The following is a 23,923-nucleotide window of genomic DNA, read 5'->3' as shown; positions in this document are numbered from 1 at the left end:
ACCTCACCTAGTCGACTTAAAAGTTTGATATTGAAACTTCAATTTAGTTATAGGCAAGTCACAAGGAAGCTTTAGGTAGGCCTGAAGATTGGGGAGGTTTAAAATATCTGTATATGGAATAACTGTTTTATTTCTTCGCTGTTCGACCAAGCTTACACCATCTCTCATTTGATGAGCTCCAAAAGAAATACTTTCTGAATGCTCAATGATTTCTTGCTCCCCTAAAAACTCGCACAGCCATTTAGCCGTATAGGCGTCAGGCGAGCGAAAAACAAGCTTTGTTCCTATCAGCCCACAGATACTACGAGCCATATGGGTACCATAGAGCTCATCTAATTGAGATAAACTTTGGAGGCCTAAGACAAAACACCCGCCATATTTACGGACTTCGGCCATAGCATTAGGTAAGGAAGGAAGCTTGTTCAGGGAGGATAATTCGTCAATAAAAAACCAGATATACAACGTCAGATAATATAGCCGCATAGCGTCAGAAATAGAGTCCGGTTTATAAAGGAGGCAAAGGACCTTAAAAAGCGTGGTTCCAATGCCTGGAAAAACAATAACCGACCATCAATATAGGCTATACATGCAAACAAGAAAATCAGCACATACGCAAAAGCTTTCAGCAGCTAAAGCGGGATTCAGCGAAAGAACGGGCAGAAGATTAGAAAAACAAGGAATATTACCGTCTCAAGCAAGCAAAAGAGGGAGGAAACCTGGGACTCATATTTTTTCTGACATTTGGGATGACATTATTACGCCATTAATTCAAAAAACGCCATTTTTATCGGCGATCATTTTATTGGAGCATCTCCAGGACCTTTATCCCGGCAATTATTCGTCAAGGAATTTGAGAACTTTACAAAGACTTCTGCAACAGTGGCGAGCTTTAGAGGGGCCTGATAAAGAAATCATCTTTCGCCAGATCCATCAACCTGGACGTCAAGGCTTATCGGATTTTACGACCCCTAAGACTTTCCAAGTGACCATTCAAGGCAAGCCTTTTAAGCATCTTCTCTATCATTTCCGCTTAGCTTACAGTGGTTGGTCTTTTATCCAAGCAGTTCAAGGAGGTGAAAGTTTTCAGGCCTTATCTCAGGGATTGCAAAATGCTCTTTGGCGTTTAGGCGGATGTCCACAAGAGCATCGAACAGATAGCTTATCAGCGGCGTACAAGAATTTATCTGACCAAACACAACGAAACTTTACGACGAAGTATGAGCAATTGTGCCAGCATTACACGATGACACCGACCCGTAACAATTTAGGAAAAAGCCATGAGAATGGTAGTATTGAAGGACCCCATGGCCATTTGAAGCGCCGTATTGCTCAAACATTGACTTTAAGAGGGTCGAGTGACTTTGAGTCGATTGTCTCCTATCAGTCCTTTCTTCAGTCTGTCGTGAATCGCCATAATCGATACCATCAAAAGCAAATTGATGAAGAAAAAACACGACTCAAGCCATTACCCCACTACCGGACCATTGATTATGAAGAAACCACAGCCCGGGTGACAACTTCCAGCACTATCTTTGTCAAAAACGTTGTTTATAGTGTGCCGTCTCGTCTTATTGGTCAGCGGTTACGTATCCACCTGTATCTCGATCATCTGGTCTGTTATCTTGGCAGTGAGCTCACCCTTGAGCTGCCCCGTCTTCAAACAATTTCTGGCAAACGCCAATATTGTATCAATTATAGGCATTTGATTAACAGTTTATCCTGCAAGCCCCAAGCCTTTCGGTACAGTATGCTGCGAGATGAGGTATTACCGTCCCCTGTTTATCGCCAAATATGGCAATTGCTTGATCACTTATGTGTTAGCCGCCAAGCGTGTAAGCTTATGGTGGGAATTCTTAAACTGGCGGCCGATTATAAGTGTGAAGAAGACTTAGGGCATCAAGTTTTAAGCCTTCTCCAAAAGGGTCAAGTTCCTCATTTAGGCGCCTTGCAAAATCGTTATGGAAAGATAACCAAGCCTTTACCGATCCCTTATCTGGCTATCCCTCAGCAGGCCTTAGCTTGCTATAATCAGCTTCTATCGTCCTTAGGAAGGGAGATAGCTCATGCATGACTTTGCCAAACTGCCTCTTCTGCTCAAGGAACTCCGGCTTGCAACCATAAGGAATTTATGGGAACCATTTGCTCGGCAAGCCCTTGAAGAGAATTGGCCTCCTGACCGCTATCTTGCCATTTTATGCGAGCATGAGATTGACGCCCGTTTGCAAAAAAAGCTCAAGCGAAACTTAAAGCAGGCCCAACTCCCTGCCGGTAAGGCTTTGTCAACCTTTGATTTTAGTCATGCTCCAACTCTGAACAAAGCAAAAATCCAAGATCTGGCCGATAATACGGCCTGGGTTAACAACAAGGAAAATCTATTGATTTTTGGACCAAGCGGCGTGGGGAAAACCCATTTAGCAGCAGCTATTGCTTATGGGTTGATTGAAAGAGGGATCCGTGTCTTGTTGACCTCTACCACTGCCTTGGTCCAGAAACTTCAAGCCGCACGTCAACAATTGTGTTTGCCTCAAACGTTAGCCAAGATGGACAGTTACCAAGTCCTTATTCTGGATGATATTGGCTACGTCCGTAAAGATGAAGCGGAAACCCATGTTCTGTTTGAGTTAATTGCGCATCGCTATGAATCAGGCAGCCTCATTGTGACAGCCAATCAACCTTTTAGCGAATGGGATAGCATTTTTGCTGACACAACGATGACCGTGGCTGCCATTGACCGTTTGGTTCATCATGCCACGATTATTGAGATTGTGTCAGAAAGTTACAGGCGCACCCATTGCCGGCACAATAAATAACTTAAAAGGAGAATTTTTATGACGACTAAGTAACCTCTATCACCGGTCATAATTTCTGACGCTCTCCGGTCTTAATTTTTGTCGTTGCATAACCAGAGCCTCTGTTGAGCTCCTTCTCCTCGGGAGAGTGCCGCTTTGGTTGCCCTCAACCATCCTGATAAGAGCGGTCTTAAGCTTGAGCGCTGTTCCGGTGAACAACTCAAAAACAAAATGCCAGACTTTTGAGGATTGAGTACCCATTGCCGGATTGAAAAATACGCCTCTGATTCTGGCAAGTATTCAAAACACTTAATGGCAGAAGCAATGGTTGAACGAATAGAGAGGTGGACCCTAGAAATCGGACAGTATGTTAAGCTATAGTCCTCAATAAAAAAGGACTAGAAAAATGAGTGGAATACGAAAAAATCACAGTGCCGACTTTAAAGCACAAGTGGCGTTAGCGGCGATCCGAGAGGACACCACAATTGCTGAATTATCGGCTCGGTTTGGCGTTCATTCAACCTTAATTCACCACTGGAAAAGAGAAGCGCTCGCCCGAATGAGTGAAATCTTTTCAGGAAAATAAGCGATTCAGGAAGCCAATCATATAAATGACATCAAAGAACTTCATGCCAAAATTGGCCAATTAACGGTGGAGAAAGATTTTTTAGAGACTGCCTCCAGACGATTGGGACTGCTCGGAGGAAAGAAATGATCGATCCTCACAACAAGACCCTAAGTCTTTCGCACCAATGCCAGCTTTTAATCCTCAGTCGCTCCAGCTGGTATTATGAGCCAAAAGGAGAAAATCCTTTAAACCTGACTTTGATGGGTCTGATTGACGAACAATTTCTGAAGACGCCTTATTATGGCTCTCGTCAAATGGTGCGCCATCTAATTCGTACAGGTTATTGTGTTGGACGTAAGCGTATTCGACGGTTAATGCGCCTGATGGGATTGGAAGCGATTTATCAATCTCCTAAGACGAGCGCTCCTCACCCTGACCATAAAGTTTATCCCTATCTTCTCAAAGGACTTGAGGTCAATAGGTCTAACCAGGTTTGGTGTACAGACATAACTTATATTCCCATCAAACGAGGATTTCTGTATCTGGTGGTGATTATGGACTGGTTTAGCCGCAAAGTCTTATCGTGGAGACTTTCTAATACCTTGGACGTTGAGTTTTGTTGTGAGGCTTTGGAAGAGGCAATCCATCTCTATGGGGTACCGGAGATCTTCAATACAGATCAAGGGAGTCAATTCACGAGTTTTTTGTTTACAGCTATTCTCAAAAGCCATCAGATCAAGATCTCCATGGATGGCAAAGGACGGTGGATGGATAATGTTTTTGTGGAGAGGCTATGGCGTTCGTTGAAATATGAATGTGTTTATCTTTATCATTTTAGTAATGGACTTGAAGCCAAATCGGAAATTTCTTCGTGGATAAGTCACTATAATTTAACCAGGCCCCATTCCAGCTTTGACGGACAATCACCTGATGAAGTATATATTAAGAATCTGAAGAGAATACGCTCTTCACCAATGAAATTAGCAGCATAATTTTTAACCATGGCTATAGCTTATCTTTGCTGCTTTCTTGTCTAACCATTGGGAACCACCTCTAAGCGATTTTAAAAAAGAAAGCTTAGGTGTAATCAAACACCTAAGCTTAGTCTGCTTATATCCTGTACAATATCTAGTTTACCATAACGTTAGGAATCAATTATTTCTTTTTTCTTTGATATTTCTCAAAAGAATAAATCTCGACGGGATCAATATAGTCAATATCGCGAGCATAAGCTATATAATAGATATTTTCTCCCTGCAGAATTTCTAAAGGATAGGCGTATTTCTCCCATTCTTCGGGAAGAGGATGTTGGTCATTACCATAAAATGGGAAGCAAAGCAGTTTACGGTTTTCTTCTAACTCTTTAATAAAAGAGGAGGAAATTTGTTTGTTTGTAGCCGCTTCTTTTTCAAGGTCGCCAATAAATTGCCAGTGTAGACCTTCAAAGATTTCTTCTGAAACAGTAAAAAGGGCACTTAATTTTCCTTTAGGCGTCAGGAAGATAAAACCATTAATGGATTCATTAAAATAATATTCACTAATGTTATTTTTTTCTAACAATTCATTAAAATACTTATTAAAAGTGGGATCATAGACAGGAGCGTCCCGATAATCATCATATTCAATACTTTTTTTATTCTTAAGAATAGGTTCCATAGGAGACATCAGTTAAAGTCTTAAAGTATTTTAGCTGACTTTGACGGATAAAATTATTGAGAATGAGAGACGGGTCGTCGCTTTCATCTTGTTTGCGGATATATCCGTCAATAAGTCCTTTATTGAAAGCTTCAATTGCTACTTTCTCATCAGCAACGCCTGTGTATAAGATTTTACGGATGTAAGGATTTTGAAGCTTTTCGCAGAACTCTAGTCCTTTCATACTTGGCATTTCATAGTCTACAATGACACTTGAGACTTCTTCATAACGCTGTGGTGAAAAAATAGCTTTGTAGATTTCATCACTTTTCTGCTCTCGGCTAGGGAAAGCAGAAGGCAAAAAATCAATACCCTGAAAACTGTTAACGAATTCCAAGGCTTTATAAGGATTATCAAAGAAACCATAAGTAGCTATATTGTGATCGAGAATAGGTGCCAAACTTCGCAGGATACTCGAACTATCATCAACAAAAATAACCTTCGTCGGAAAATAGCAGCATAATAAAGAATTCATTCTTTCTCCCTTTCTGTCGTTAAATCTATTTTGTCAGAAAATAATTAATAGATAATGTATTTTTTAAAGGAAAGAAGCAAACATATTTGAAGTCAAAAGAGTTTTTTAAGATTACAACCGTTAACGAGCTCCCCAGAATTAAGGCAAGAGATACATAGAGCTATGAAGGGAGAGATTGAATAGTACTTAAAATGAGAAATTTAGATAAAATTGCTCTTCTTTTCTATTCCTCTAATGACTTATGGATGCCTGTAACAAAAAACAGAGGGATAGCATAGTGAAGAATCTAGACATACAGTAATGGAATTAGGTATTATGCCAGGATTTGTGTGAAAAATTATCATAAGGATTTAAAAAACTCTGGGAACACTTTATTTTCTGCGGCTCACAGAGGAATGGGCGCTTTTTTATAAAGATCTCTTTCTAACAATCTAAAATAGACGCGCATTTGGCCTGGCGTGTACGTAGAGCCCATTTTCGAATAATATCTCCGAAAAAACAAATAAAACAAACACTTACCGAATTCGCATGTTTATTCAAAGCTCTGTGAAACTTTTAAAGTATGTCCCATATACAGGAATAATCAAATAATTCTCATACCATATATTATGTGGCTCAAACCCTACATATGACAACTACAATAATTAAAGCGGAACTAATGTTGTCCGAGAACGGGCTCTACGTACACGCCAGGCCAATTAGTTATAAGTCGAATTATCCAAATTGCAATTTAGAAGTCTATGAAATTAAGACAAATGCTTCAGGGAATGCTGAAAAGGTCTTATTGCAAAAGAGAGACAACCGCGTAGATTCTAATTTCACACAGTCATGTTTAGCGAAATTTAAACAGCAGCGTTGGTTCTAGGTGTTTAATCCAATCTAGTAGCGGTAAAAGCAGCAAGAATAAGATGACTGAGCTATACTTGTACTCTCTTTAAGGCCCGGTTATATCCAGTTTTATAGAGTGAACAAATTGAGTTATTTTTTAAAATTTTCCCATATGCATAAAGAGGCACTGGGGCATTAAAATAAATAGGTTCATGCTTAAACTGGCAAAAATCTCATCAATAATAAACGGGTAACAGTCAGTGTAATTTTAAATCTCTACAAATATACATAAGGGAAAAATCCTTCTCCTATTCCAATTCAATTATTTTGAAAACGGTATTTTTATTTCAATTTTGTTCTTCTAGATTGACCCTTCTTACTTTCCTTCTTGGACGCTTCCTCCTTTTTAGAGGAGGGAAGTAATAATACCAAAGCGTCAATGATAAATTCTAGGATCGAGGCCATGTGTGTTTCCTTATATTTCTTTTGGGCTGATTTACAAGCGATTTGGCCGCTGCAAGCAAGTTATCCCTTCTCATCTTCTCTACTGAAATCTCCCAAGATCTTATTGCCCTCATTTAAGAACTCTTGAGCTTTTAATTTCCACATTTCCAAAGAAACTTGATCAGTTTGTAAGTCCTGTTTAATTTCCAACAAAGCTCCCAGAAGACTTAACGCTAGCGGCTGCTTTAGCGGATCTTTTTGAAGATCGCTTCCGGGTATTAAGCCTATAGCATCAAGCAAGCCCGCTTTTTCAATAAGGCCTCCCAGTTGGATAAGAGTTCTTGTTCGGGCTTTGCGGAAGCCATTTGCTGCTAAACCGGACCGATTGTTCATTTGATAAAGCTTTTGTTTGGCCTTCACTATTTCACGCTGTTGCCGATTCCACTTGACCCATAAATTGTCAAGGTTTTGCGCTTTGAAAGGAGGTGGAAAGCTTTAGCCAATCCTCCTTTGATTTCCCTGAATGATTCCATCCTTGGTTAATTAACGTTAAAGCTAAGGAAGGCGAGAAATCCTCTCCCAGGATCTTTTGTATTTCCGCAAAAAGCTGTTCTGCTATTTTCCCTTGGAGCTTTTGTTGTTCCGCTTGAAGATCTTGTAATTTCTTAGAAAGAGTGTCTATTTTTTTCATGATGGTGTTTCCTTAAGGATTGTTAAGGAATTATCCCTTAACAATCCCTTTTATACAGATTGTCTCATAGAGACAGTATAACAAACAGATAACAATTTCTGCAAGTCCGAGCAATAAAAAATTGCAAGGCGCGCTTATACGTTATATAAATATAACATCGCTTAGTCGCAAGCGACGCCGGAAGAAATGGTTATAAATGGCTCTGTATCACGCTCACATTAAAGTTCTTAGTAGATCCGACCGTAATACGGTTGCTGCTCTTGCTTATCGTTCTGGAACGCAGTTGACAGAAGAGAGAACAGGGGAGGGATTTAATTTTAGAAATAAATCGGTCGAGTATGTCGAATTATTATTGCCAGAATCTTCTCCTCAATGGGCCAAAGATTTGCAGAACTTAATTGAAAAAAACCGTGAAAAAGGGGTACAAAAACTCTCCAGTATTGCGGAATCTTCTGAAAAAAGAATTGATGCTCAGGTTTATAAAGACTTTGAATTTGCTCTGCCTTCTGAGCTAACAGTTGAACAAAATAAAGCGCTCCTCCGTGAATTTATTCAGGATCAATTTTGTCAAAGAGGGATTACCGTTTTAGCCAATTTCCACAATGACTATGATGACAAAACAGGACAAAGAAAGCCTCATTGTCATGCTGTCTTGCTCACAAGAGAATTAACCGAAACGGGTCTGTCACAATACAAAAACCGAGATTGGAACCAACCATCATTATTAGAAGAATGGCGGGAACAATTAGCGGCATATACGAACTTTCATTTACAACTCCATGGGTATCAAGAGCGGGTCGATCATCGGTCTTATGCGGAGCAAGGCATTGAGATTGAGCCTCAGCCAAAACTCTCGCGCAGTGTTCATGAAATGGAAGGGCGTCTTGGTAACAATGCTCAAGACATTCATCCCGACCAGCATACCGATAAGGCTAAAGAATACCAGCATATAAAACTGAAAAATCTTTATCGAATTATGAAGAATCCAGAAGTGGTGTTTGGCATCATTCATAAATCCCAAGCAACCTTTATGGAAGGGGACATTGATAAAGTTCTGGCCCGTTATATAGATGATCCTGAGGTGTTTCGAGCCTGCCAAACCAAGCTTAAAAATTCTGCTGAACTGAAACTATTAAGAGAGACAGAACACGGGGCTGTTTATACCACACGAAGCATGATTAAACGGGAGCTTAGCTTAATCAATGTGGCTCAAACCTTAAGCCAAACTGAAGGCAATAAAGTTAGCGATCAAAGTATTCAGAATCATGTAGCTCTTTATGACAAGAAGTATGAGAAGTCTGGGGGACTATCGAGCGACCAAAAAAGAGCTTTAGACCATCTTGTTCAGGATAAAAAGCTTGTGGCAATAGTTGGTTATGCCGGTACCGGTAAATCCTCTATCTTGTCCTGTGCACAAGATATTTGGCAAGAGAACGGATACGCCGTTTATGGACTGGCCCCGACAGGGAAAGCGGCTCAAAATCTACAAAATGACGGCATTCCGTCAATGACACTTCATAAATTCTTGCGCCAGTATCATCAAGGACGTAGCCAATTCAAGTCCAAGTCTGTTCTTATTCTTGATGAAGCAGGAATGGTCGATATAACCCGGTTTGAAGAGCTTCTCGATGCTTCTAAGAAATTAGGAGTTAAGCTTGTTACAGTGGGAGATGGTAAACAGTTACAACCCATTGAAGCAGGCGCAGCGTTTCGGTTAGTGACAAAAGAAACAGGGGTCGCTACTTTAGAAACTGTTATCCGTCAAAAACAAGCTTGGATGAAAGAAGCTACCCGCAATTTTGGAAGGGGTGACACTGAAAAAGCTATTGGTTCTTACCTGGAAAAGGGAAGAGTCATCCTTATTGATGAACCTATTCCTGATATCAACCAATTAGTAGCCACCAAGGATTACGCAGGCTTAGTTGAAGCCTTTAATGTTGCCGTTCGTTCTCAAAAGCTGGCTGGTTGGACATTGAGAAGTGATATTGAGTTAACCAGCTCAGAAAAAGAAATGGGAAGCTCTAAGATAGAGGCTTGGAAAGCTGTTGAGAAAGAAACTGCTCAGTCTATTGCAGAAAATATTGATTCCTGCCGACCTTACATTTTTTCTTATAGAACCGATCCTCTCCGGATTGCCCAGAATCTAAGTCCCAATAAAATTAATGCTGAGAAAATTACTAGCCAATGGAATATCGACAGGGGGGCAAACAAAGGGTGGGAGTTTACCTGTAATCCAAGACAGACAACCATGGCGGCTTTACTTCGGGATTGGCATCAATCGGTTCAAGCAGAACCTAAGGAGAACCATGTCCTCATGGCTTATACCTTAAAGGAGACAGAGATTTTAAATCAGCAAGCTCGAGATCTAAGAATTCAAGATGGAGCCATTGATAAGCAAAGCTTTACCCACCAAATCACACGGATTGATACGGATGACTTTGGTGATGAAGTTCGCACTAATAAGCAGCGTCACTTCTCTAAAGGGGATCGTCTTCTATTTATGAAGAATGATCATGGACTGGGGGTGCGTAATGGGATGGTAGGAACGATTGAAGAAATCAATAAGACAACGTTAAAGGTTCGCCTCGATGCGAAAGAAGGCGAGGAGGGGAAGATCGTTTCTTTTGCTTCCAAGCTTTATCCCTACGTTGATCTGGGATGGGCAATTAATCTCAACAAGCAACAAGGGGCCACGAACCATAAAAGCTTTATTTTGGCCTCCAATCATTTCCACAGCAACCTCACTTATGTCGCTCTGACCCGTCATACAGAAGAAGCTTCTATTTACGGCACCTCCCAAGAATTCTGGACAGAAAGTGTCTTTGCCAAACAGCTTGCTAAGGGGCAAGAAAAGCTCTCCTCTTTAGACTATATTGATTCTGATCAAGCCTTAAAGCTGGCGCGGCAAGAGAGCTCTATCATCACCGAGGCCTTGGAAGGGGTCAGTAACCAACTTAAGGCGATCCATTATACAGCAAAACGGAGCTTCACTCGCTGGTTGGGGAAAGAGCCAACCTTTGAGAAGATTAAGGTCAGAGAAACCCTTACAGAAGCTCAGCGTGCTCATAGGCTACAAGATGATAGCCAAATACCATTAAATTCTTCTCTTGGGACCTCTGAGCCGCCTTCCTCAGAACCAGCCCTGTCCTGGAAAGAGATGGTTGCTGACTTAGAAAAAAAGGATATGGAGAAGCGTATCCTAAAAAGCACTGGTCAGACTATGGAAGAATACAGAGCCTTGAAAGCGAGCTGTATGGTATCTCCTCTCACCAGAACACTTCTTCCCCTGGCCCCTCTTGGCGTGATGTTCTCGATCAGCTTGTTCAACCTCAGCGTTCTATCTCTCTATCGGATCAAGAGGCTACAATATCCTTAGGCGGTAACTCGTCTGAGAAGGTCCTGGATAAGATGGATTACCGCCCTCAATTTGAAAAAGATGTTCACAATTTTACAGATCGGTATAATGCCTATAAAAAAGCTGAGAGCGAAGGTCGTACAACCGAGCAAGATGCCTTAACGTTAAAAAAAGAAGCCATGGCGCTTTCTAAAAATGAAAATGCTATGTGGTATTTGGAGGTGAGAAATCCAGAAATGGGCCAAGAGATCCAACGCTTAGCTAAAGATTATAATCGACACCAAACCCTTAACCGAGACAGCGGTTTAAGCCGCTAAGACAGGAGAGATAGTAATGACCGCGTCCCCCAATGAAGCCTTTAAAGAATTAACCAGCACCCTTTATGCTCTAAAAGGGTTAACCCAAGAATTAGAAAAAGAACGGGATGTGATTGTGACGTCAGCCGGTCAGATATCGACCTGTACACGGCAATTCCAAACGTCGATTCAAGCTTTAAAGGATTTATCCCCTGAAGTTGTTCTACAATTAAATACAGTTATTCATCAAGCCGTCCCTCTTATGGCTAAGCAAGCCGCAGAAGAAACTGTTCGCTTATTCCTTGAGAAAACTACCGATCAAATGGAAGCGGAACTTAAGAAAGTAGAAAATCAGTGCCTTAAGATTAATCAGCAACTGTCAAAGAATTTAGAAAAGATGAGTTTCCTTTCTCGAACTTACCTCATTCTTGCTTTCCTATCCACCTTAATTGGGGGTGCTATTGGAGGCGGCCTTATCCATTATTTTATGCCACCCGTGAGCCAGTTAACAAAGACACAACTTGAATATGGGGAGTTCATGCTGAAAGTTTGGCCTAAAATGGGCTCCAAAGACCAGGAAAAACTGATTGCTTTATCGAAGTCCGCTAAAAAACACCCCTGATATCTTCCCGATGAATGAAAGAGTAAAAAGACATGATCCATAAAAAAGCAAAATTAAGTTTAAAACCCCAGCAACACCATCAAGCGCAGGACAAGGTGGCTCAATTAAAAACATTTTTTGAGACGGACAACAACCGACTTCACCCAACCTGCCACAAGAAAATAAAAAAACTCCTAAAGCTAAACAACAGGAAACGCCTGCAAAGCCTAAAGTTGATTCTAAGGAAAAGGATCAACACCTAAGATTAAAAGCGAAAAAGGAACGAGATAAAACCGACAGGCCGCATTTGATTGGCTTTTAAGGACTTACCCTCAATGCTTCAGCGAGGAAAATCCTAAGCCTTTAAAATTAAAGATTGAAAAAGACATTTTTGCTGAACTGCCAGAGAACCTTCCTTTTTCACGCTTGCATATACGAGAAGCCCTTGGATTTTATACACGCTGGTTTAAGTATAAGGAGGTCTTAGCAAAGAGTACTCACCGTTATGACCTTCAAGGGAATACTATTGAAGAATTATTAGCGGACCATAAAGCTCATGCTCAACAAAGAAACAATTTAGAAAAGGAGCTATAAATCAGAACAGCATAAATTCTTAAATTTCTTTCGTTTAGTGAATTGACATGTTATAGTAATATTACTATATTATTCAGTGAAGAGTTATTCGTGAAAAAGCCAATATATTGGGTTGGAAATTCAAAGGATGATTTGATGGAATTTCCTGAAAGGGTTCGAAATGAAGTTGGATATGCCCTTTATATTGCACAGTTAGGCGATAAACATCCTTCAGTTAAGCCTTTAAAGGGATTTAAAGGAGCGGGAGTACTCGAAGTGGTGGAGGATTATGACACTAATACTTATAGAGTGGTTTACACTCTTAAGCTTAAAGATGCTATATACGTACTCCATGCTTTTCAAAAGAAATCAAAACATGGAATTGCAACTCCTCAAAAGGAAATAGATCTTATTGAAGCTAGATTGAAACGCGCAGAAGAGGACTATTATAGGAGAAAAGAATGATGGATATTATTAAAGCTGATGAGAATATATTTGCTGATTTAAAGATCAACGAACCTGAAGAAGCAATTGCTAAAGCTGCTCTAGCTCATAAAATTCATAAGAGCATTATACTAAGAAAGCTTACCCAAATTGAGGCCGCTGCAATTTTAAATATTAAGCAACCCGATGTATCCGACTTAATTAGAGGAAGATTACATAAGTTTTCAATGGATCGACTTATGCACCTATTAAATCTTCTGGATTGGGATATAGAAATTGTCGTGAAGAAAAAACGAGCAAAAAGAAAGCGGGGAATAACGCACGTAATTGCTGCTTAAAACTTGTTAAAAGTGAAATAAGATACCCCAATTGCTCGGCAAAACAACAAAAGTAGAAAGACCGACTTCTGCAATGAATGATGCTCAGACAGTTAAATTACCAGAACTGTTTTAGTATCCTAATCCAAAGCTTAACCAAACGATAGAGGGCGTAAAAAATTCCTCCCCAGAAAATCACATATAAAAATATGAATACAGTTACAACAAGGAGGTATTCTGGCTCTGGAGGAGGTCTTTCAAAAGCCATAATTCCTAATAAACCAGAGAAAATCATCAATGCCAAACATGCTTTAATTCCCTTTGTTAATAGAACAACCCAAGAAAGGGTCAAAAAAAGCAAGATTGTCCGGCGCAATATAACTTCTGATTTTCGCATTTTATCCATTCTCCTTAATTCTAGAGATGGATTCTGCAATTGCTGGAAGCTGATGATACTTAAACTTTATATGCCCTACGGGGTAATTACCTGGTAATTTAATATATCCTTCCAAGTCCGGTAACTTCATTAGTTTGTCTGCATTAATTGCCGCCTTCTCACGCCTCTGATCATTTAAAGAAACTCCATCTCGCATTTGATGCGCTCCATAGGAAATGTTTTCAATAGACTCAGAAACTTCTTGCGACCCTAACCACTTCGAAACACGCTCCGCCACATCAGCCCCTGCAATTCTGAACACCACTTTGGTGCTACAAAGGTTAGCAATTGATTTTACCAGATTATGACCATAGACCTCCTCTAAGAGAGACATATCTTGGGTTCCGACAACCGCACATCCACCATATTTTCTGGCTTCTGCCAACATGGTATGGAAATCCGGCAATTTTTTAAGGGCAGGAAGCTCATCTATAACAAACCATAAACGGCGATCATGGGAGGCTTTAAGACTCATCAAAGCTTTTGTAGCAATGCTCGTCCAAGCTGTTAATAAAGGTTTAAGAGCTTCCCGCATCTCAGGGACGGAAGCTAAGAACAGCCATTCTCCTTGATGATCTTCTTGTTCCACCCACTGTCTTATAGAGAAAGGATTCTTTGTTTCTTTGAGCCATTCTAAACATTTAATGTTGGTGGCAAGGGTAGCGCGCACACTTACAGCTGTTTTATCTGCTTTTTCATTCATAAAAGAGGCAACGGCCGTTCCTGTATAAAAATCTATGACTTCATGGAGAGGATTAATTACAGTTTTATCCATAAAATCCTGAAGACTATAAGATCCACTATCCTTAAGCTTTTGAGCAGTTGTCACAAACAAGGCTCGGGCTGAATTGATCCAAAAATCATCCTCATGTTTTGAGGGTAAAAAAGCAGCAGAGAGCGCCTCATAATGATAAGGCTCGGTGCAATCAGCCCAAATTGTCCAGTCTTCTGAGCGTTGATCCAAGGGATTGAGGATCTTATCAATGCCTGGCCTATAATACTTTTCGATAAAGCTTCCTGTTATATCCACAATAACCGCGCGTTGTCCTTTTTTGCGAACCTGTTGCAAAAGTTCATGGATGCAGTTCGATTTTCCGGAGCCCGTTGTTCCAACAATTAGCATATGTTGAAGCTCTTTGTTTTTAATCAGTGGAACACCTGCTAAGGTAATATCAGAAGCTTCGTTATGACGCCGAACGAGCCTTTTAAGAATCTTCGCCTCCACCACTTGGGTGCCAGAAAGAACTTCTTTTTCTGAGCCAATTTTTCCTCTCCAGGTCCAGAAGGCGATGAAAAAAGCTAATATTCCCCCCATAACCATTATTGCCTGCATAAATGTTCGGATCATGCGATCCTTAATGATTTGGATTTGTTGATTGATATAAGGGTCCCTCAAAAGATCGACGGATCTGATTTTTTGCAGGCGCCCGCTTGGAGCTTTAAAGGTTTGGATTGCTTTATGAGAATTTCCAGCAGGTATGCTTGTTTTAAGGGAGGCTTCTAGATAAGCCCTTATAATCTCTCGTTGATAGGGAGCCGTATCTTGCCAAGTTTTTATGCTGAAAAAGGCCCCTCCCCCCACGCAACAGGTAAAGAGGGTGACCGCTAGAACCTGGCGAATCATCCGCAGCTTATGTAAGGTAATTTGACCGCCTTGGGTAAAATCTTTGATGAGCCTCATGAAAAAAACTCTAAAGGTTGAGAACGATTGATATAAGGCACACGTGAATTGATTGAACTCTCCTCTTGTTCTAGGGATAAGGCTATAAAATTAGCTATCCATACTGGGGGGATAGGATCGGCTAAATCCCATTTAGGGGGGGTATTGTCTGGTAGGCTGACAATCCGAACCTCTTGATTTCCTATTTCCTTAAGATGATGAGCCAGCTTTTGCATGGCCTCGTGACCAGCAGGATCATTATCAGGCCACAGGATGATATCTCTCTGTTTCAAAGGTGACCAATCTGTTTTCAAAACAGCTTTAGCACCCCCAGCCCACGTTAAAACACTATAATGAGGAAAAAGCTGTTGGGCTGCCTCCGCTGTTTTTTCACCTTCAACAATTAAAATGGAGGCTGTGGTATCTTTAATTTTTTCTAATCCATAAGGAGAGCGCTTTTCTCTAAAGCCTTTCCAATACCAGCTAAAGCGGCCTAAGTTGCTTTGGCAATAGGTGAGGGTTGGAGTAATTTTATGGTTATGCTTATCCTTCAAACGGACAACATACCCTAAGAGATTACCCTGCAAAGAGCGGTAAGGATAAATCGCCTCCACCGTTCTACCATCCAATAAATAATTTAAGGGTGCTTTCCTAAAATCGGGCTTAGAAACGCCTTGAGGAATCGGCATGATAGGCGTCCAAACTTCTTGGAGGGTAAGTCTTAACCAGTGGCGCGCCCACTGACAAAGCTCCCTCCCCTTAATCCCCTTAAGGTGACTGATGAGATCTAAAGAGCTCCCATGGATATCCTTTTCAAAATCATGAAATCGACCTTGATACGGTCCTGATATGGTTATAGAAAGGCTCCCCTTTTGACCATACCGCCATTCAGAAGTTTTTTTAAAGGTAGGTTCTCCTAAAAGTTCGTAGGCCAAATCCCCAATCCTGGTCGACAGCTGATCATTTAACTGTCGGTAATAATCACGGTAATCTTGCATACTGTAAGCCCTTAAAGCAGTAAGTAAAAATTAAAGTTCTAGTAACTCTTGTAAAACAATGTAAAACATCTATATAATTAAACATAACCATGGAGATAATAGATGTTAGGGGTTCGACTTTCCAAAGAATTGGATGATCGCTTAAAAGCGCTGGCTGAAAAGACCAACCGTAGTAAGAGTTATTATGTGAAAAAAGCAATCGAGCAGTTTTTGGATGACCAAGAAGATTATTTAGCTGCCCTGGCCGTATATGAAAAGAAAGGGCGCCGATATTCTGCTGGAGACGTTGAACAGCTGTTTGATGAATTAAAAAAAGATAAAGTGGTACCTTAAGGTGAAAGAGATAAAATTTATGACTAATAACACTTTGAAAATTGATGAATCTATCCCCCTTCATAAAATTAAACTTTATGGAGATAAACGTTTCTTTAGGTCGATTGCTTGTTCCGTTATGGTCTCGATAGGGATGTGGGATTGGATGTATGCTTTGTTGATATATCCTTTTGCCACAGTATTTTGGGACTGGTGGTTCTTCTCTTATCACGGCATAAAAGAATCGACGAATCTTCCTGAATGGTTTCTGGAATGGAAAAATACTTCCCGCGAACAGATTGATCAGTATGTCAGTGTCACGCTGTATGTAAAGCGCGCTATTTTGGTAATTGCTGTTATATGGGCCGGTATAGACACCTTTAGAAATATAGGGATTTTTCCTATTAATCTTTTTGTAAATTATGTCTTGCTGCTGATGCTCTTTATGATTCCAGCCCTTTGCTTCAAAGCATTGAAAACCCCTTACGTAAAATTTATGTGGGGAAGTGACCCTAGAAGGAAGACTAGCCCTCTTTTTGAAGCTCGCTTTTACGATCTTTGCGATCCAACTAATCCAGCAGGTTATTACGGTTCTGATGGGATGGCCTGAGCAACTTTCAGATTATGAGAAAAGAATGGTAATCTGGAGATGTAAAAGGAATAAATAAAGATAAGGACCCCACCATGACAATAAAAACACTAGGGATTGATATAGCCAAGCGGGTATTTCAACTGCATGGCGTTGATAAAAGAGGCAAGACAGTGCTAAAGAAGCGTATTGGACGTGACCAATTGCTTAGCTTTATTGCCAATCTACCTCCATGCCTTATAGGAATGGAGTCTTGCAGTGGATCTAACTACTGGGCCCGCCAGTTTCAGCTTTACGGGCACGAAGTGAAACTGATGAGCCCACAATATGTAAAACCATATGTTAAAACGAATAAGAATGATGCGAATGATGCTGAAGCTATCTGTGAAGCAGTAGCACGGCCTAATATGAGATTTGTTTCAATTAAAACTATAGAACAGCAGGATATCCAATCGCTCCATCGGTACCGTCAAAGAGTGGTGCAGCAAAGGACGGCCCTTGTCAATCAGATTAGAGGACTGCTTAGTGAATATGGACTTGTGGCGCCTCAAGGTATTGGGTGTTTGAGGGAGAAATTACCTCAGTTTCTGGAAAATCAAAATAACTTGCTGACAAGTTTAGCTCTGGAGGTTTTTTGCCAGCTTCATCAAGATCTTTTGGAAATTGATAAAAAAGTTAAGCTTTTAGATAAGCGGATCGCCAAAATTTGTAGCGAGAATAAAGCATGCCAAAGGATTAAAAAAATTGAAGGGATTGGCCCTTTAACAGCAACAGCTCTGGTATCAGCAATTGGTGATATCTCTAACTTTAAGAATGGGCGTCACTTAGCCGCTTGGCTAGGATTGGTACCACGTCAGCATTCTAGCGGAAATAAAAAGGTGCTGCTCGGCATTAGCAAAAGAGGGGATCGGTATTTAAGGACGCTTCTTATTCACGGAGCACGCGCCTTTATTAGCTTTGCTAAAAGGCGTTCTAATTGGTTAGAGAAGCTGATTGAGCGTTGTGGTAAACAGAAAGCTTATGTAGCTCTAGCTAATAAGAATGCAAGAATTGTATGGTCTCTACTTGCCAAACAAACTGAGTACCACTCTATTCACTAGATATCCCATAAGTAAAATTATAAGGATGACCTACCACCGAGGTTTGCTAGAGTAAAATAAAAAGATGACAAAGTGAATTACCAGCTTCTTGAGATCCTGTTTTGCAACACGGTTTACAAAAACCATGGTTCCGATAAGGGCAAGAAGTGATCGGATATACCATCTGGGCTAGAAGGATAAACCTTCGTTAAAAGCCGAATATACGTCCGCACCTCAATGTTTTCTTTTAAAAAAACTCTTGCATTCTTGCTCAGGCCATATACGTTGCAAATTCTTGAGAAGTTGTTAGGTTAAGGGTAAATTATCTAATAAATGGTCACTGCAATGAAACCTAAAGAGTTCAGATATCGACATTTCCTTCCAGAAGTTATCTTGCAATGCTTACGCTGGTACTTACGTTATCCCCTCAGCTATCGCCAATTAGCAGAAATGGTTAGGGAAAGAGGAATAAAGGTTGACCATACAACCATTTACCGCTGGATCCAGCATTACGCTCCCGAATTTGAGAAAAGGATACATTGGTATGCTCGACCTTCAGCTTGGTCTTTAAGAGTGGATGAAACTTACATTAAAGTCAAAGGCCAATGGAAGTATCTCTATCGAGCCGTCGATAAATATGGGCGCACTGTTGATTTTATGCTAGCTCATACTCGGGACCTGGCCGCTGCTAAGCGATTCTTTAAGAAAATGCTGAAACGGTGTAAACAGATGCCTTCTTCTATTACCACAGATAAGCATTCTTCCTATCACACAGCTATCGAAGAATTAAAAAGAGAAGGGTGTCTGGACGAAGGCGTCAAGCATAGACAAGTTAAATACCTCAACACCATCCTTGAACAAGACCATCGACGCATCAAACGCCGTACCCGGCCCATGTTAGGCTTCCAATCATTTAAGACGGCTAACCGAACGCTCAAAGGCATTGAAGCCATGGCCATGATGCTTAAAGAGCAAACAATTTATTTGACAAAAAGCTATCAAGATCAGGTTCGTTTTTTCAATCGTCTTTTCAACGTTTACGCCTAAATTCTGTCCAGTCCCTGAGGGATTGCAATCTTAAATCACCTTATTTCCAAATTTGCAACGGAACCCTTTTTACACCTATGGCGACATATTTCCTAGTTTGGCATGTAATATGTCGCCATATTTGGCTCTTTCAAGAAATTGTGGGGAGGGGGCCGTCAAGTTATTGATCATGTCAATAAACTGGGTCAAAATCTTCCGTTTTAGATAGACTGAGGGTTGTGAAACGACTATCTCATGAAAGATAGACAGAGACTCTTTTAGTTTCTGCCTATACTCTTTGGCTGAAACAGAATATCGTTTGACCTTCAATAAATTTAAGAATGCCCCCATGGATGAAAGAAATCTCTGGGCATATCCAGGAGTCTTAAATCGTCGCATTTGCCTTTCCTTTTCTCGTGTAGGTTGATGAGAATTCTCTGCTCTATTATTTAACCGCTTATGGGAACGATGTTCTGATGTTCTCAACAGAACACGATGCGCCTTATTGTAACTCTTCAGTTTATCTGTGACCATAACTCTTGGAGGCTGTCCTATTCTTTTTAAGGCTTTCTTCAAAAACCTGATCGCTGATTTGGCATTGCGTCTTCTTTGTAAAAGAATTTCTATTTCTTCTCCCGTACTATCGACAAGACGCCAAAGCCAAAAGACTTCACCTTTAATCTTCACTCTCACTTCATCAATATGCCACTTATCTGTGAAAGAGGTTCTTCTTTTCTTTCTAATAGCTTGGGCATAGACAGGGCCTAGGTTTTTGACCCATAACCGAATAGATTCATAGGTAACACAAACGCCCCGCTCAATTAAGAGTTCACTAACATCTCTAAGGCTGAGTTTATAGCGAAAATAGAGACGAACAGCATAGCCTATTACGACCTTGGAAATTCGATACCCTTTATAACGCTCGCTCATCTTGCATCCCTTTATTTACACTTGAGTTGAAGATGAGCCAACCTTAACACCTTTCAGCATACTCAACAACTTGACGGGGCCCCTTTAATGTCTGTTGCACTCATCCTATCCCCATTGATATTTAGGTTCTGTCGCAAATTTTTATTGTGACAGAACCGTTAAGAGTTCTTCTCATAACTATACTCGTCCTCAAGAAACCTCTCTATCTTCCTTTCTATAGCCGTGCTATTACTTTGCTCTAAAAAAAGATCAGCAATGGACCGCGGGCCCTTTTCAGAGCTATATGTGGCGTAAGTAAGATCCAATATTTGCTTTTCTCTAGCCGCTTCATTTGCTCTCGTCGATAGAAACTTATTTACTAAAGTTTGATATAGTGCAAATGGATGCCCCTTATTAATATTATATTTACCGACCAAGTATTTGGTTTTATTACTCTCTGAAAGAGTATTAGCATGCACTCTGAATATATGGAACTTCGTATTCTCTTTTGTCGCTTCACTTTTTGGGTAGTCACCATGAATATTACGGCGCACTAAATTCCATGAGGAAGAAGTTTCTATTATTTCTTCCCATTTTCGACAGACTTGGCTTGCACTTGCTCTCCCTTTAATTGGTAGATGATTAAAAATATCAGCCATTATATCATCAGGAAGCACATTGATAGCGGGTGCTGCTCTCTCCTTATCATGCTCTTCAGTAGCTTGCGTTGAGCAAACAATACTACAGAAGAGAGAAATAAAAAATATCAGTTTTACATTCATCTTAATTCTCCTTTACTATAAACACTAATTTAGGCCCTTTATCTTAAGGCACGCAAACTTCTTCATATTGTGTTTGGCATTATTAAACATAAAACACCCTTCAACTCTGACTTGCTTCAAAATGTCTCTTGACGCTTAAGACAGTATCACAGCCATTTCTCCCCAGCACTCCTGATTCAGTGAAATCAGACCGGGCACTCCTCCGCTACCCTACGAATAGCTGCCATGGTGATCACTTGACACTTCCGTGGATCCAGCGGTGGCAACTTCGGACACATCTCCGCTACCTTGATGAGAGCTACAGCGGTGACCTTTCGACATCCCAACAAATTCAGTGAGGTGAGGTTAGGGCACATCTTCGCCACCGTGAGGAGCGCTACATCTGTGAGTTCTTCACACTCCTCCAGATTCAGTGAGGTGATGTTCGGGTACTTCTTTACAAGTTTTATGAGATTCTCATCTGTGATGGAACACTTGAGCTTTAAATGATTCCTTGTTGAATTAACAAAATTGTAAAAAAACGAAGATACAAGTGCAGCTTGTTTGGCATAGTACGATTTTAAAAATTGGAAAATATAAAAATTTATTTCAGCGGGCAACCGTTTAAAAAGAAGGGGGTCACTTTCAGCAGCGTTAGAGCTTTGGAGATTATTAGGATCCTTCCTGACAAGTAACAGCGATGTTCCAAGACCGACCACCAAAGTCTCTACAACCGAAGTCTCAGATGTTGCATCGTTGTCCATCACCCCTTGTTTGTTTAGAAGTAATTGCCCTTGCTGGTCGCAATACGCGTGGTCAGCTGCTCTTTTATCCATAGCTAAAGCTGTGCCCTGCCAACAAAGGTTTAGGATGCTCAGCAACAATAGAATCCCAATTTTCTTCTTAATTTTCTTATAATTATTTTCCATAACTTTTCCTCTTCTATAATTGTAATTGGTGGTTCGTTACTCTGAAAAGACATAGAAGTTATCAGTACATCCATAATTTGTTGACTTAAATTAACAATTATTGTACATAATATTATCCTCAAATTTTTCAACAAAAATCACTTGCTTTTAACCTTGAACAGATGCCCTCATAAAAATATTATTTTTTATTTTTCAAATTTAGCTCTTTCTCTGAGTTCACACTTGATACTTGTCTGTTAAAAGTATGAAAATTATGATCTAGGTTGACATTTTAGGCATAAGAGAGAAACTAACCTAAGGCTTTAAAATCTATTTTCTGCTCTTATAATAATGCTTTAAAGATTCTTTATAGTTATCTATGAAGCTGTATAATCTCTTAAGTAAAGTTTATAGTTGTAGCCTCTTTAAACATCGTTTAATTAGAAATAGTTAATAAGGTATTTTATAAAATTTTATATACTCGACTGCTTTATCGTGGTCGATGGTAAAACCAAAGATGCCATGCTTCAGGCCAATTGCCGTACAATAATATGCCCACCGCGCCCCCTTAACTGCCTCTGCTTCGATCCAGGCTTTTAGCTCAGTCGTGTTTTTTAAATAACCATATCTACCATAAGTAAGCCCTTTTAATTTGAGCCTAATAGCTTTCTTGTTGCCTTGCTTAATTAAGCCCTCAATAAAAGCAATTGCAGCTTCATAATTTGCTACATAACCATAGTGTGAAAAAGTGAGACCTAATAGTTTTCTTTTAATAGCTTTTTTATCTCCTTTCTCGACTAAAGTCTCATTAAGCCACATTTGGTCCCCCCCTTCACTTTGAAGAACAGGAGAAAATTTAAATAGTCTTCTTTTAATAGCTTTTTCATCTCCTCTCTCAACTAAAGTTTCATTGAAAACAAAGGCTTCACGAGGGTTTTCTATATAGCCATATTTACCATAAGTCAGTCCTGTTAGTTTTCTTTTTATAGCTTTTTGATTTCCCTGTTTAATCAGGATTTCATTAAAAGCTACCGTAGCTTTACGATTGCGGACATAGCCGTATTTTCCCTCTTCCAGACCCTTTAATTTTCGCTTAATAGCTTTTTCATCTCCTCTCTCAACTAAAGTTTCATTAAAAGCAACGGCTGCTTCAGGATTCTTTGGGTAGCCGTTTTTGCCTTTTGCAAGACCTTGTATTTTTATATTAATTGCCGTTTGATTGCCCTGCAGGGCAATCTTTTCATTAAAAGCAACGGCTGCTCTAGAGCCTTCCTCCTCCCCCAACTCAACCATTAGCGATCCTATCGTCCAAGCGATTACGGCTTTATGTCCCTCTTCAACTAAGTTTTCAAGCAGAGCAACGAAGTTATTGGGATATTCCTGACCATTATAACTCTTTGCTCCCAGCTCCAACCAGCATAATTCCTTCTGGCTAATAGCTTTTTGATGGCCCTCTTTAATCAAATCTCTAGCAAAATCAATTGCTGATTCAGTATTTTTCTTATAACCGTATTCTCCAAAAATAAGGCCATATAGCTTTATCCTGATGGCTTCTTGATTTCCATGTTGTACTAGGCTCTCAATAATACCAATAGTAGTTTTAGGATCCTCTTCGTAGTCATAGTAGATATAATTGTTATAGTAATTAAACCTCATCTTTCCAAAATTTATAAGTGCTTTTTTATCGGCTAGTGCAACTTGCTCATTGATAAGCTCCTTGGTCTCAAAAGGTAATAAACGACGATATTTTTGAAAAGGGTGATCTGTGTTTAAATTATGTTTGTAAATTATATCTGCCATTTGGATAGGATCTGACAGCGTATTTACATAAATTCTTAACCAATGATATTTAGCATTCTCTTTGCTCGCTCTTTCTAGTGGGTAATCCCCATAAATTATCAAACAGATTTGTTTCCAAAGCATAGGCTCTTCACTAAGAGTTTCCCATGTTTTACAGACTTGAGAACAGGTAAGAAGATTAGGCATGGGTAAATAAGAAAAAATATGAATAATAAGCTCATTAGCAAGTTGAAACTCACTAGATCGCTTAAAAGACACTCTTACTCTTTCCTCCTTTTCTATAAACTCAGACGCTTGAAGAGAAAAGAGAAATGTAGAACACGAAAGGCACAACAATAAAGAACGCCATAAATACATCTTTAATCCTTC

26 protein-coding genes and 2 pseudogenes are annotated in these 23,923 nt (G+C 40.0%); 15 read left to right on the top strand and 13 right to left on the bottom strand.

Annotated features, from left to right (window positions below):
• Nucleotides 1-3 precede the first annotated feature (3 nt).
• A complete protein-coding gene (locus tag ID47_RS06990; RefSeq protein ID WP_051908730.1) occupies nucleotides 4-483 on the bottom strand; it encodes a type IV secretion system DNA-binding domain-containing protein in 480 nt (159 codons plus the stop codon).
• 61 nt (nucleotides 484-544) lie between these two features.
• Between ID47_RS06990 and istA the strand changes: the two genes are divergently transcribed.
• Both istA and istB read left to right on the top strand, forming a co-directional pair.
• Nucleotides 545-2,071 (top strand): IS21 family transposase, encoded by a 1,527-nt coding sequence (gene istA / locus ID47_RS06985; protein WP_038463053.1) that lies wholly within the window; start codon nucleotides 545-547, stop codon nucleotides 2,069-2,071.
• Nucleotides 2,064-2,810, top strand: coding sequence for an IS21-like element helper ATPase IstB (gene istB / locus ID47_RS06980; RefSeq protein ID WP_038463055.1), 747 nt, complete (start codon nucleotides 2,064-2,066; stop codon nucleotides 2,808-2,810). The genes istA and istB overlap by 8 nt, the downstream gene beginning before the upstream one ends.
• Before the next feature lie 71 nt (nucleotides 2,811-2,881).
• Here istB and ID47_RS13925 read toward each other — a convergent pair whose 3' ends face one another.
• A complete protein-coding gene (locus tag ID47_RS13925) occupies nucleotides 2,882-3,085 on the bottom strand; it encodes a type IV secretion system DNA-binding domain-containing protein (RefSeq protein ID WP_075261576.1) in 204 nt (67 codons plus the stop codon).
• Here ID47_RS13925 and ID47_RS13715 point away from each other — a divergent pair.
• Nucleotides 3,039-3,170: a hypothetical protein gene (locus ID47_RS13715; protein ID WP_269516638.1), complete on the top strand. Its 132-nt coding sequence runs from the start codon at nucleotides 3,039-3,041 to the stop codon at nucleotides 3,168-3,170. The two genes, ID47_RS13925 and ID47_RS13715, sit on opposite strands and share 47 nt — an antisense overlap.
• A 25-nt stretch (nucleotides 3,171-3,195) precedes the next feature.
• A pseudogene (locus ID47_RS06970) lies at nucleotides 3,196-4,349 on the top strand (IS3 family transposase).
• 163 nt (nucleotides 4,350-4,512) lie between these two features.
• On the opposite strand, the gene ID47_RS13525 reads toward ID47_RS06970, so the two are convergent.
• The 4 genes from ID47_RS13525 to ID47_RS06950 all read right to left on the bottom strand — a co-directional run bounded on the left by ID47_RS13525 (nucleotide 4,513) and on the right by ID47_RS06950 (nucleotide 7,490).
• A complete protein-coding gene (locus ID47_RS13525; protein WP_038465139.1) occupies nucleotides 4,513-5,022 on the bottom strand; it encodes a hypothetical protein in 510 nt (169 codons plus the stop codon).
• Entirely contained in the window at nucleotides 4,997-5,527 is a 531-nt protein-coding gene (locus tag ID47_RS13520; RefSeq protein ID WP_051908729.1) for a response regulator, read from the bottom strand. Before ID47_RS13520 ends, ID47_RS13525 begins: the two co-directional genes overlap by 26 nt.
• Before the next feature lie 1,353 nt (nucleotides 5,528-6,880).
• A complete protein-coding gene (locus ID47_RS06955; RefSeq protein ID WP_075261624.1) occupies nucleotides 6,881-7,192 on the bottom strand; it encodes a conjugal transfer protein TraD in 312 nt (103 codons plus the stop codon).
• A 67-nt stretch (nucleotides 7,193-7,259) separates the two neighbouring features.
• On the bottom strand, nucleotides 7,260-7,490 hold the full coding sequence (locus tag ID47_RS06950; protein WP_038465135.1) for a hypothetical protein: 231 nt from the start codon (nucleotides 7,488-7,490) through the stop codon (nucleotides 7,260-7,262).
• 196 nt (nucleotides 7,491-7,686) lie between these two features.
• On the opposite strand from ID47_RS06950, the gene ID47_RS06945 reads away from it, so the two are divergent.
• The 7 genes and pseudogenes from ID47_RS06945 (at nucleotide 7,687) to ID47_RS06920 (ending at nucleotide 13,097) form a co-directional block, all read left to right on the top strand.
• Nucleotides 7,687-10,866 carry an AAA family ATPase gene (locus tag ID47_RS06945; RefSeq protein ID WP_038465133.1) on the top strand — a complete coding sequence of 1,060 codons (3,180 nt, stop codon included), beginning with the start codon at nucleotides 7,687-7,689 and terminating at the stop codon, nucleotides 10,864-10,866.
• A 32-nt stretch (nucleotides 10,867-10,898) separates the two neighbouring features.
• Nucleotides 10,899-11,162 (top strand): hypothetical protein, encoded by a 264-nt coding sequence (locus ID47_RS06940; RefSeq protein ID WP_038465131.1) that lies wholly within the window; start codon nucleotides 10,899-10,901, stop codon nucleotides 11,160-11,162.
• Between the two features lie 16 nt (nucleotides 11,163-11,178).
• A complete protein-coding gene (locus ID47_RS06935; RefSeq protein ID WP_038465129.1) occupies nucleotides 11,179-11,763 on the top strand; it encodes a hypothetical protein in 585 nt (194 codons plus the stop codon).
• A gap of 32 nt (nucleotides 11,764-11,795) precedes the next feature.
• A complete protein-coding gene (locus ID47_RS06930) occupies nucleotides 11,796-12,005 on the top strand; it encodes a hypothetical protein (protein WP_038465127.1) in 210 nt (69 codons plus the stop codon).
• Between the two features lie 94 nt (nucleotides 12,006-12,099).
• A pseudogene (locus tag ID47_RS13920) lies at nucleotides 12,100-12,336 on the top strand (ProQ/FINO family protein); the annotation flags it as partial.
• A 135-nt stretch (nucleotides 12,337-12,471) separates the two neighbouring features.
• Complete coding sequence (locus tag ID47_RS06925; RefSeq protein WP_084676039.1) at nucleotides 12,472-12,780, top strand: type II toxin-antitoxin system RelE/ParE family toxin; 309 nt, start codon at nucleotides 12,472-12,474, stop codon at nucleotides 12,778-12,780.
• On the top strand, nucleotides 12,777-13,097 hold the full coding sequence (locus ID47_RS06920) for a helix-turn-helix domain-containing protein (RefSeq protein ID WP_038465125.1): 321 nt from the start codon (nucleotides 12,777-12,779) through the stop codon (nucleotides 13,095-13,097). The genes ID47_RS06925 and ID47_RS06920 overlap by 4 nt, the downstream gene beginning before the upstream one ends.
• A gap of 97 nt (nucleotides 13,098-13,194) precedes the next feature.
• On the opposite strand, the gene ID47_RS06915 is transcribed toward ID47_RS06920, so the two are convergent.
• Genes ID47_RS06915 through ID47_RS11915 form a run of 3 tightly spaced genes read right to left on the bottom strand, consistent with a single transcriptional unit; the run spans nucleotide 13,195 to nucleotide 16,170 of the window.
• Entirely contained in the window at nucleotides 13,195-13,473 is a 279-nt protein-coding gene (locus ID47_RS06915; RefSeq protein ID WP_156956694.1) for a hypothetical protein, read from the bottom strand.
• Nucleotide 13,474: 1 nt separating this feature from the next.
• Nucleotides 13,475-15,193 (bottom strand): type IV conjugative transfer system coupling protein TraD, encoded by a 1,719-nt coding sequence (gene traD / locus ID47_RS06910; RefSeq protein ID WP_051908728.1) that lies wholly within the window; start codon nucleotides 15,191-15,193, stop codon nucleotides 13,475-13,477.
• Entirely contained in the window at nucleotides 15,190-16,170 is a 981-nt protein-coding gene (locus ID47_RS11915) for a DUF6371 domain-containing protein (RefSeq protein WP_051908727.1), read from the bottom strand. Before ID47_RS11915 ends, traD begins: the two co-directional genes overlap by 4 nt.
• A 102-nt stretch (nucleotides 16,171-16,272) precedes the next feature.
• Between ID47_RS11915 and relB the strand changes: the two genes are divergently transcribed.
• The 4 genes from relB (at nucleotide 16,273) to ID47_RS06885 (ending at nucleotide 19,197) form a co-directional block, all read left to right on the top strand.
• The gene (gene relB, locus ID47_RS06900; protein ID WP_038465121.1) at nucleotides 16,273-16,503 is read left to right on the top strand and encodes a type II toxin-antitoxin system RelB family antitoxin; all 231 of its coding nucleotides are present in this window, start codon (nucleotides 16,273-16,275) and stop codon (nucleotides 16,501-16,503) included.
• Nucleotides 16,504-16,522: 19 nt separating this feature from the next.
• The gene (locus ID47_RS06895; RefSeq protein WP_038465119.1) at nucleotides 16,523-17,092 is read left to right on the top strand and encodes a hypothetical protein; all 570 of its coding nucleotides are present in this window, start codon (nucleotides 16,523-16,525) and stop codon (nucleotides 17,090-17,092) included.
• A gap of 74 nt (nucleotides 17,093-17,166) precedes the next feature.
• Entirely contained in the window at nucleotides 17,167-18,171 is a 1,005-nt protein-coding gene (locus tag ID47_RS06890) for an IS110 family RNA-guided transposase (protein WP_038462882.1), read from the top strand.
• A gap of 312 nt (nucleotides 18,172-18,483) precedes the next feature.
• The gene (locus ID47_RS06885) at nucleotides 18,484-19,197 is read left to right on the top strand and encodes an IS6 family transposase (protein ID WP_038465117.1); all 714 of its coding nucleotides are present in this window, start codon (nucleotides 18,484-18,486) and stop codon (nucleotides 19,195-19,197) included.
• Between the two features lie 75 nt (nucleotides 19,198-19,272).
• On the opposite strand, the gene ID47_RS06880 is transcribed toward ID47_RS06885, so the two are convergent.
• From ID47_RS06880 to ID47_RS06865, 4 genes are all read right to left on the bottom strand, one after another.
• A complete protein-coding gene (locus tag ID47_RS06880) occupies nucleotides 19,273-20,106 on the bottom strand; it encodes an IS6 family transposase (RefSeq protein ID WP_075261575.1) in 834 nt (277 codons plus the stop codon).
• A 158-nt stretch (nucleotides 20,107-20,264) separates the two neighbouring features.
• Nucleotides 20,265-20,867, bottom strand: a complete 603-nt coding sequence (locus tag ID47_RS06875; protein ID WP_038465114.1) for an F-box protein — start codon at nucleotides 20,865-20,867, stop codon at nucleotides 20,265-20,267.
• 185 nt (nucleotides 20,868-21,052) lie between these two features.
• Nucleotides 21,053-21,775: a leucine-rich repeat domain-containing protein gene (locus tag ID47_RS06870; protein WP_038465113.1), complete on the bottom strand. Its 723-nt coding sequence runs from the start codon at nucleotides 21,773-21,775 to the stop codon at nucleotides 21,053-21,055.
• 429 nt (nucleotides 21,776-22,204) lie between these two features.
• A complete protein-coding gene (locus tag ID47_RS06865) occupies nucleotides 22,205-23,911 on the bottom strand; it encodes an F-box protein (protein ID WP_084675972.1) in 1,707 nt (568 codons plus the stop codon).
• Between the last annotated feature and the right edge of the window lie 12 nt (nucleotides 23,912-23,923).

The sequence above is a fragment of the Candidatus Paracaedibacter acanthamoebae genome, assembly GCF_000742835.1.
Classification (GTDB): Bacteria; Pseudomonadota; Alphaproteobacteria; order Paracaedibacterales; family Paracaedibacteraceae; genus Paracaedibacter; species Paracaedibacter acanthamoebae.
The sequence above is the reverse complement of the archived record's forward strand: the minus strand, read 5'-3'. Positions and strand labels throughout refer to the sequence as shown.

Bases quoted from the DNA above. Each gene is read 5' to 3' on its own strand.
- ID47_RS06990 (WP_051908730.1), bottom strand. From the start codon at position 483: ATGCGGCTATATTATCTGACGTTGTATATCTGGTTTTTTATTGACGAA.
- istA (WP_038463053.1), top strand. From the start codon at position 545: ATGCCTGGAAAAACAATAACCGACCATCAATATAGGCTATACATGCAA.
- istB (WP_038463055.1), top strand. From the start codon at position 2,064: ATGCATGACTTTGCCAAACTGCCTCTTCTGCTCAAGGAACTCCGGCTT.
- ID47_RS13525 (WP_038465139.1), bottom strand. From the start codon at position 5,022: ATGTCTCCTATGGAACCTATTCTTAAGAATAAAAAAAGTATTGAATAT.
- ID47_RS13520 (WP_051908729.1), bottom strand. From the start codon at position 5,527: ATGAATTCTTTATTATGCTGCTATTTTCCGACGAAGGTTATTTTTGTT.
- ID47_RS06955 (WP_075261624.1), bottom strand. From the start codon at position 7,192: ATGAACAATCGGTCCGGTTTAGCAGCAAATGGCTTCCGCAAAGCCCGA.
- ID47_RS06950 (WP_038465135.1), bottom strand. From the start codon at position 7,490: ATGAAAAAAATAGACACTCTTTCTAAGAAATTACAAGATCTTCAAGCG.
- ID47_RS06945 (WP_038465133.1), top strand. From the start codon at position 7,687: ATGGCTCTGTATCACGCTCACATTAAAGTTCTTAGTAGATCCGACCGT.
- ID47_RS06940 (WP_038465131.1), top strand. From the start codon at position 10,899: ATGGATTACCGCCCTCAATTTGAAAAAGATGTTCACAATTTTACAGAT.
- ID47_RS06935 (WP_038465129.1), top strand. From the start codon at position 11,179: ATGACCGCGTCCCCCAATGAAGCCTTTAAAGAATTAACCAGCACCCTT.
- ID47_RS06930 (WP_038465127.1), top strand. From the start codon at position 11,796: ATGATCCATAAAAAAGCAAAATTAAGTTTAAAACCCCAGCAACACCAT.
- ID47_RS06925 (WP_084676039.1), top strand. From the start codon at position 12,472: ATGGAATTTCCTGAAAGGGTTCGAAATGAAGTTGGATATGCCCTTTAT.
- ID47_RS06920 (WP_038465125.1), top strand. From the start codon at position 12,777: ATGATGGATATTATTAAAGCTGATGAGAATATATTTGCTGATTTAAAG.
- ID47_RS06915 (WP_156956694.1), bottom strand. From the start codon at position 13,473: ATGCGAAAATCAGAAGTTATATTGCGCCGGACAATCTTGCTTTTTTTG.
- traD (WP_051908728.1), bottom strand. From the start codon at position 15,193: ATGAGGCTCATCAAAGATTTTACCCAAGGCGGTCAAATTACCTTACAT.
- ID47_RS11915 (WP_051908727.1), bottom strand. From the start codon at position 16,170: ATGCAAGATTACCGTGATTATTACCGACAGTTAAATGATCAGCTGTCG.
- relB (WP_038465121.1), top strand. From the start codon at position 16,273: ATGTTAGGGGTTCGACTTTCCAAAGAATTGGATGATCGCTTAAAAGCG.
- ID47_RS06895 (WP_038465119.1), top strand. From the start codon at position 16,523: ATGACTAATAACACTTTGAAAATTGATGAATCTATCCCCCTTCATAAA.
- ID47_RS06890 (WP_038462882.1), top strand. From the start codon at position 17,167: ATGACAATAAAAACACTAGGGATTGATATAGCCAAGCGGGTATTTCAA.
- ID47_RS06885 (WP_038465117.1), top strand. From the start codon at position 18,484: ATGGTCACTGCAATGAAACCTAAAGAGTTCAGATATCGACATTTCCTT.
- ID47_RS06880 (WP_075261575.1), bottom strand. From the start codon at position 20,106: ATGAGCGAGCGTTATAAAGGGTATCGAATTTCCAAGGTCGTAATAGGC.
- ID47_RS06875 (WP_038465114.1), bottom strand. From the start codon at position 20,867: ATGAATGTAAAACTGATATTTTTTATTTCTCTCTTCTGTAGTATTGTT.
- ID47_RS06870 (WP_038465113.1), bottom strand. From the start codon at position 21,775: ATGGAAAATAATTATAAGAAAATTAAGAAGAAAATTGGGATTCTATTG.
- ID47_RS06865 (WP_084675972.1), bottom strand. From the start codon at position 23,911: ATGTATTTATGGCGTTCTTTATTGTTGTGCCTTTCGTGTTCTACATTT.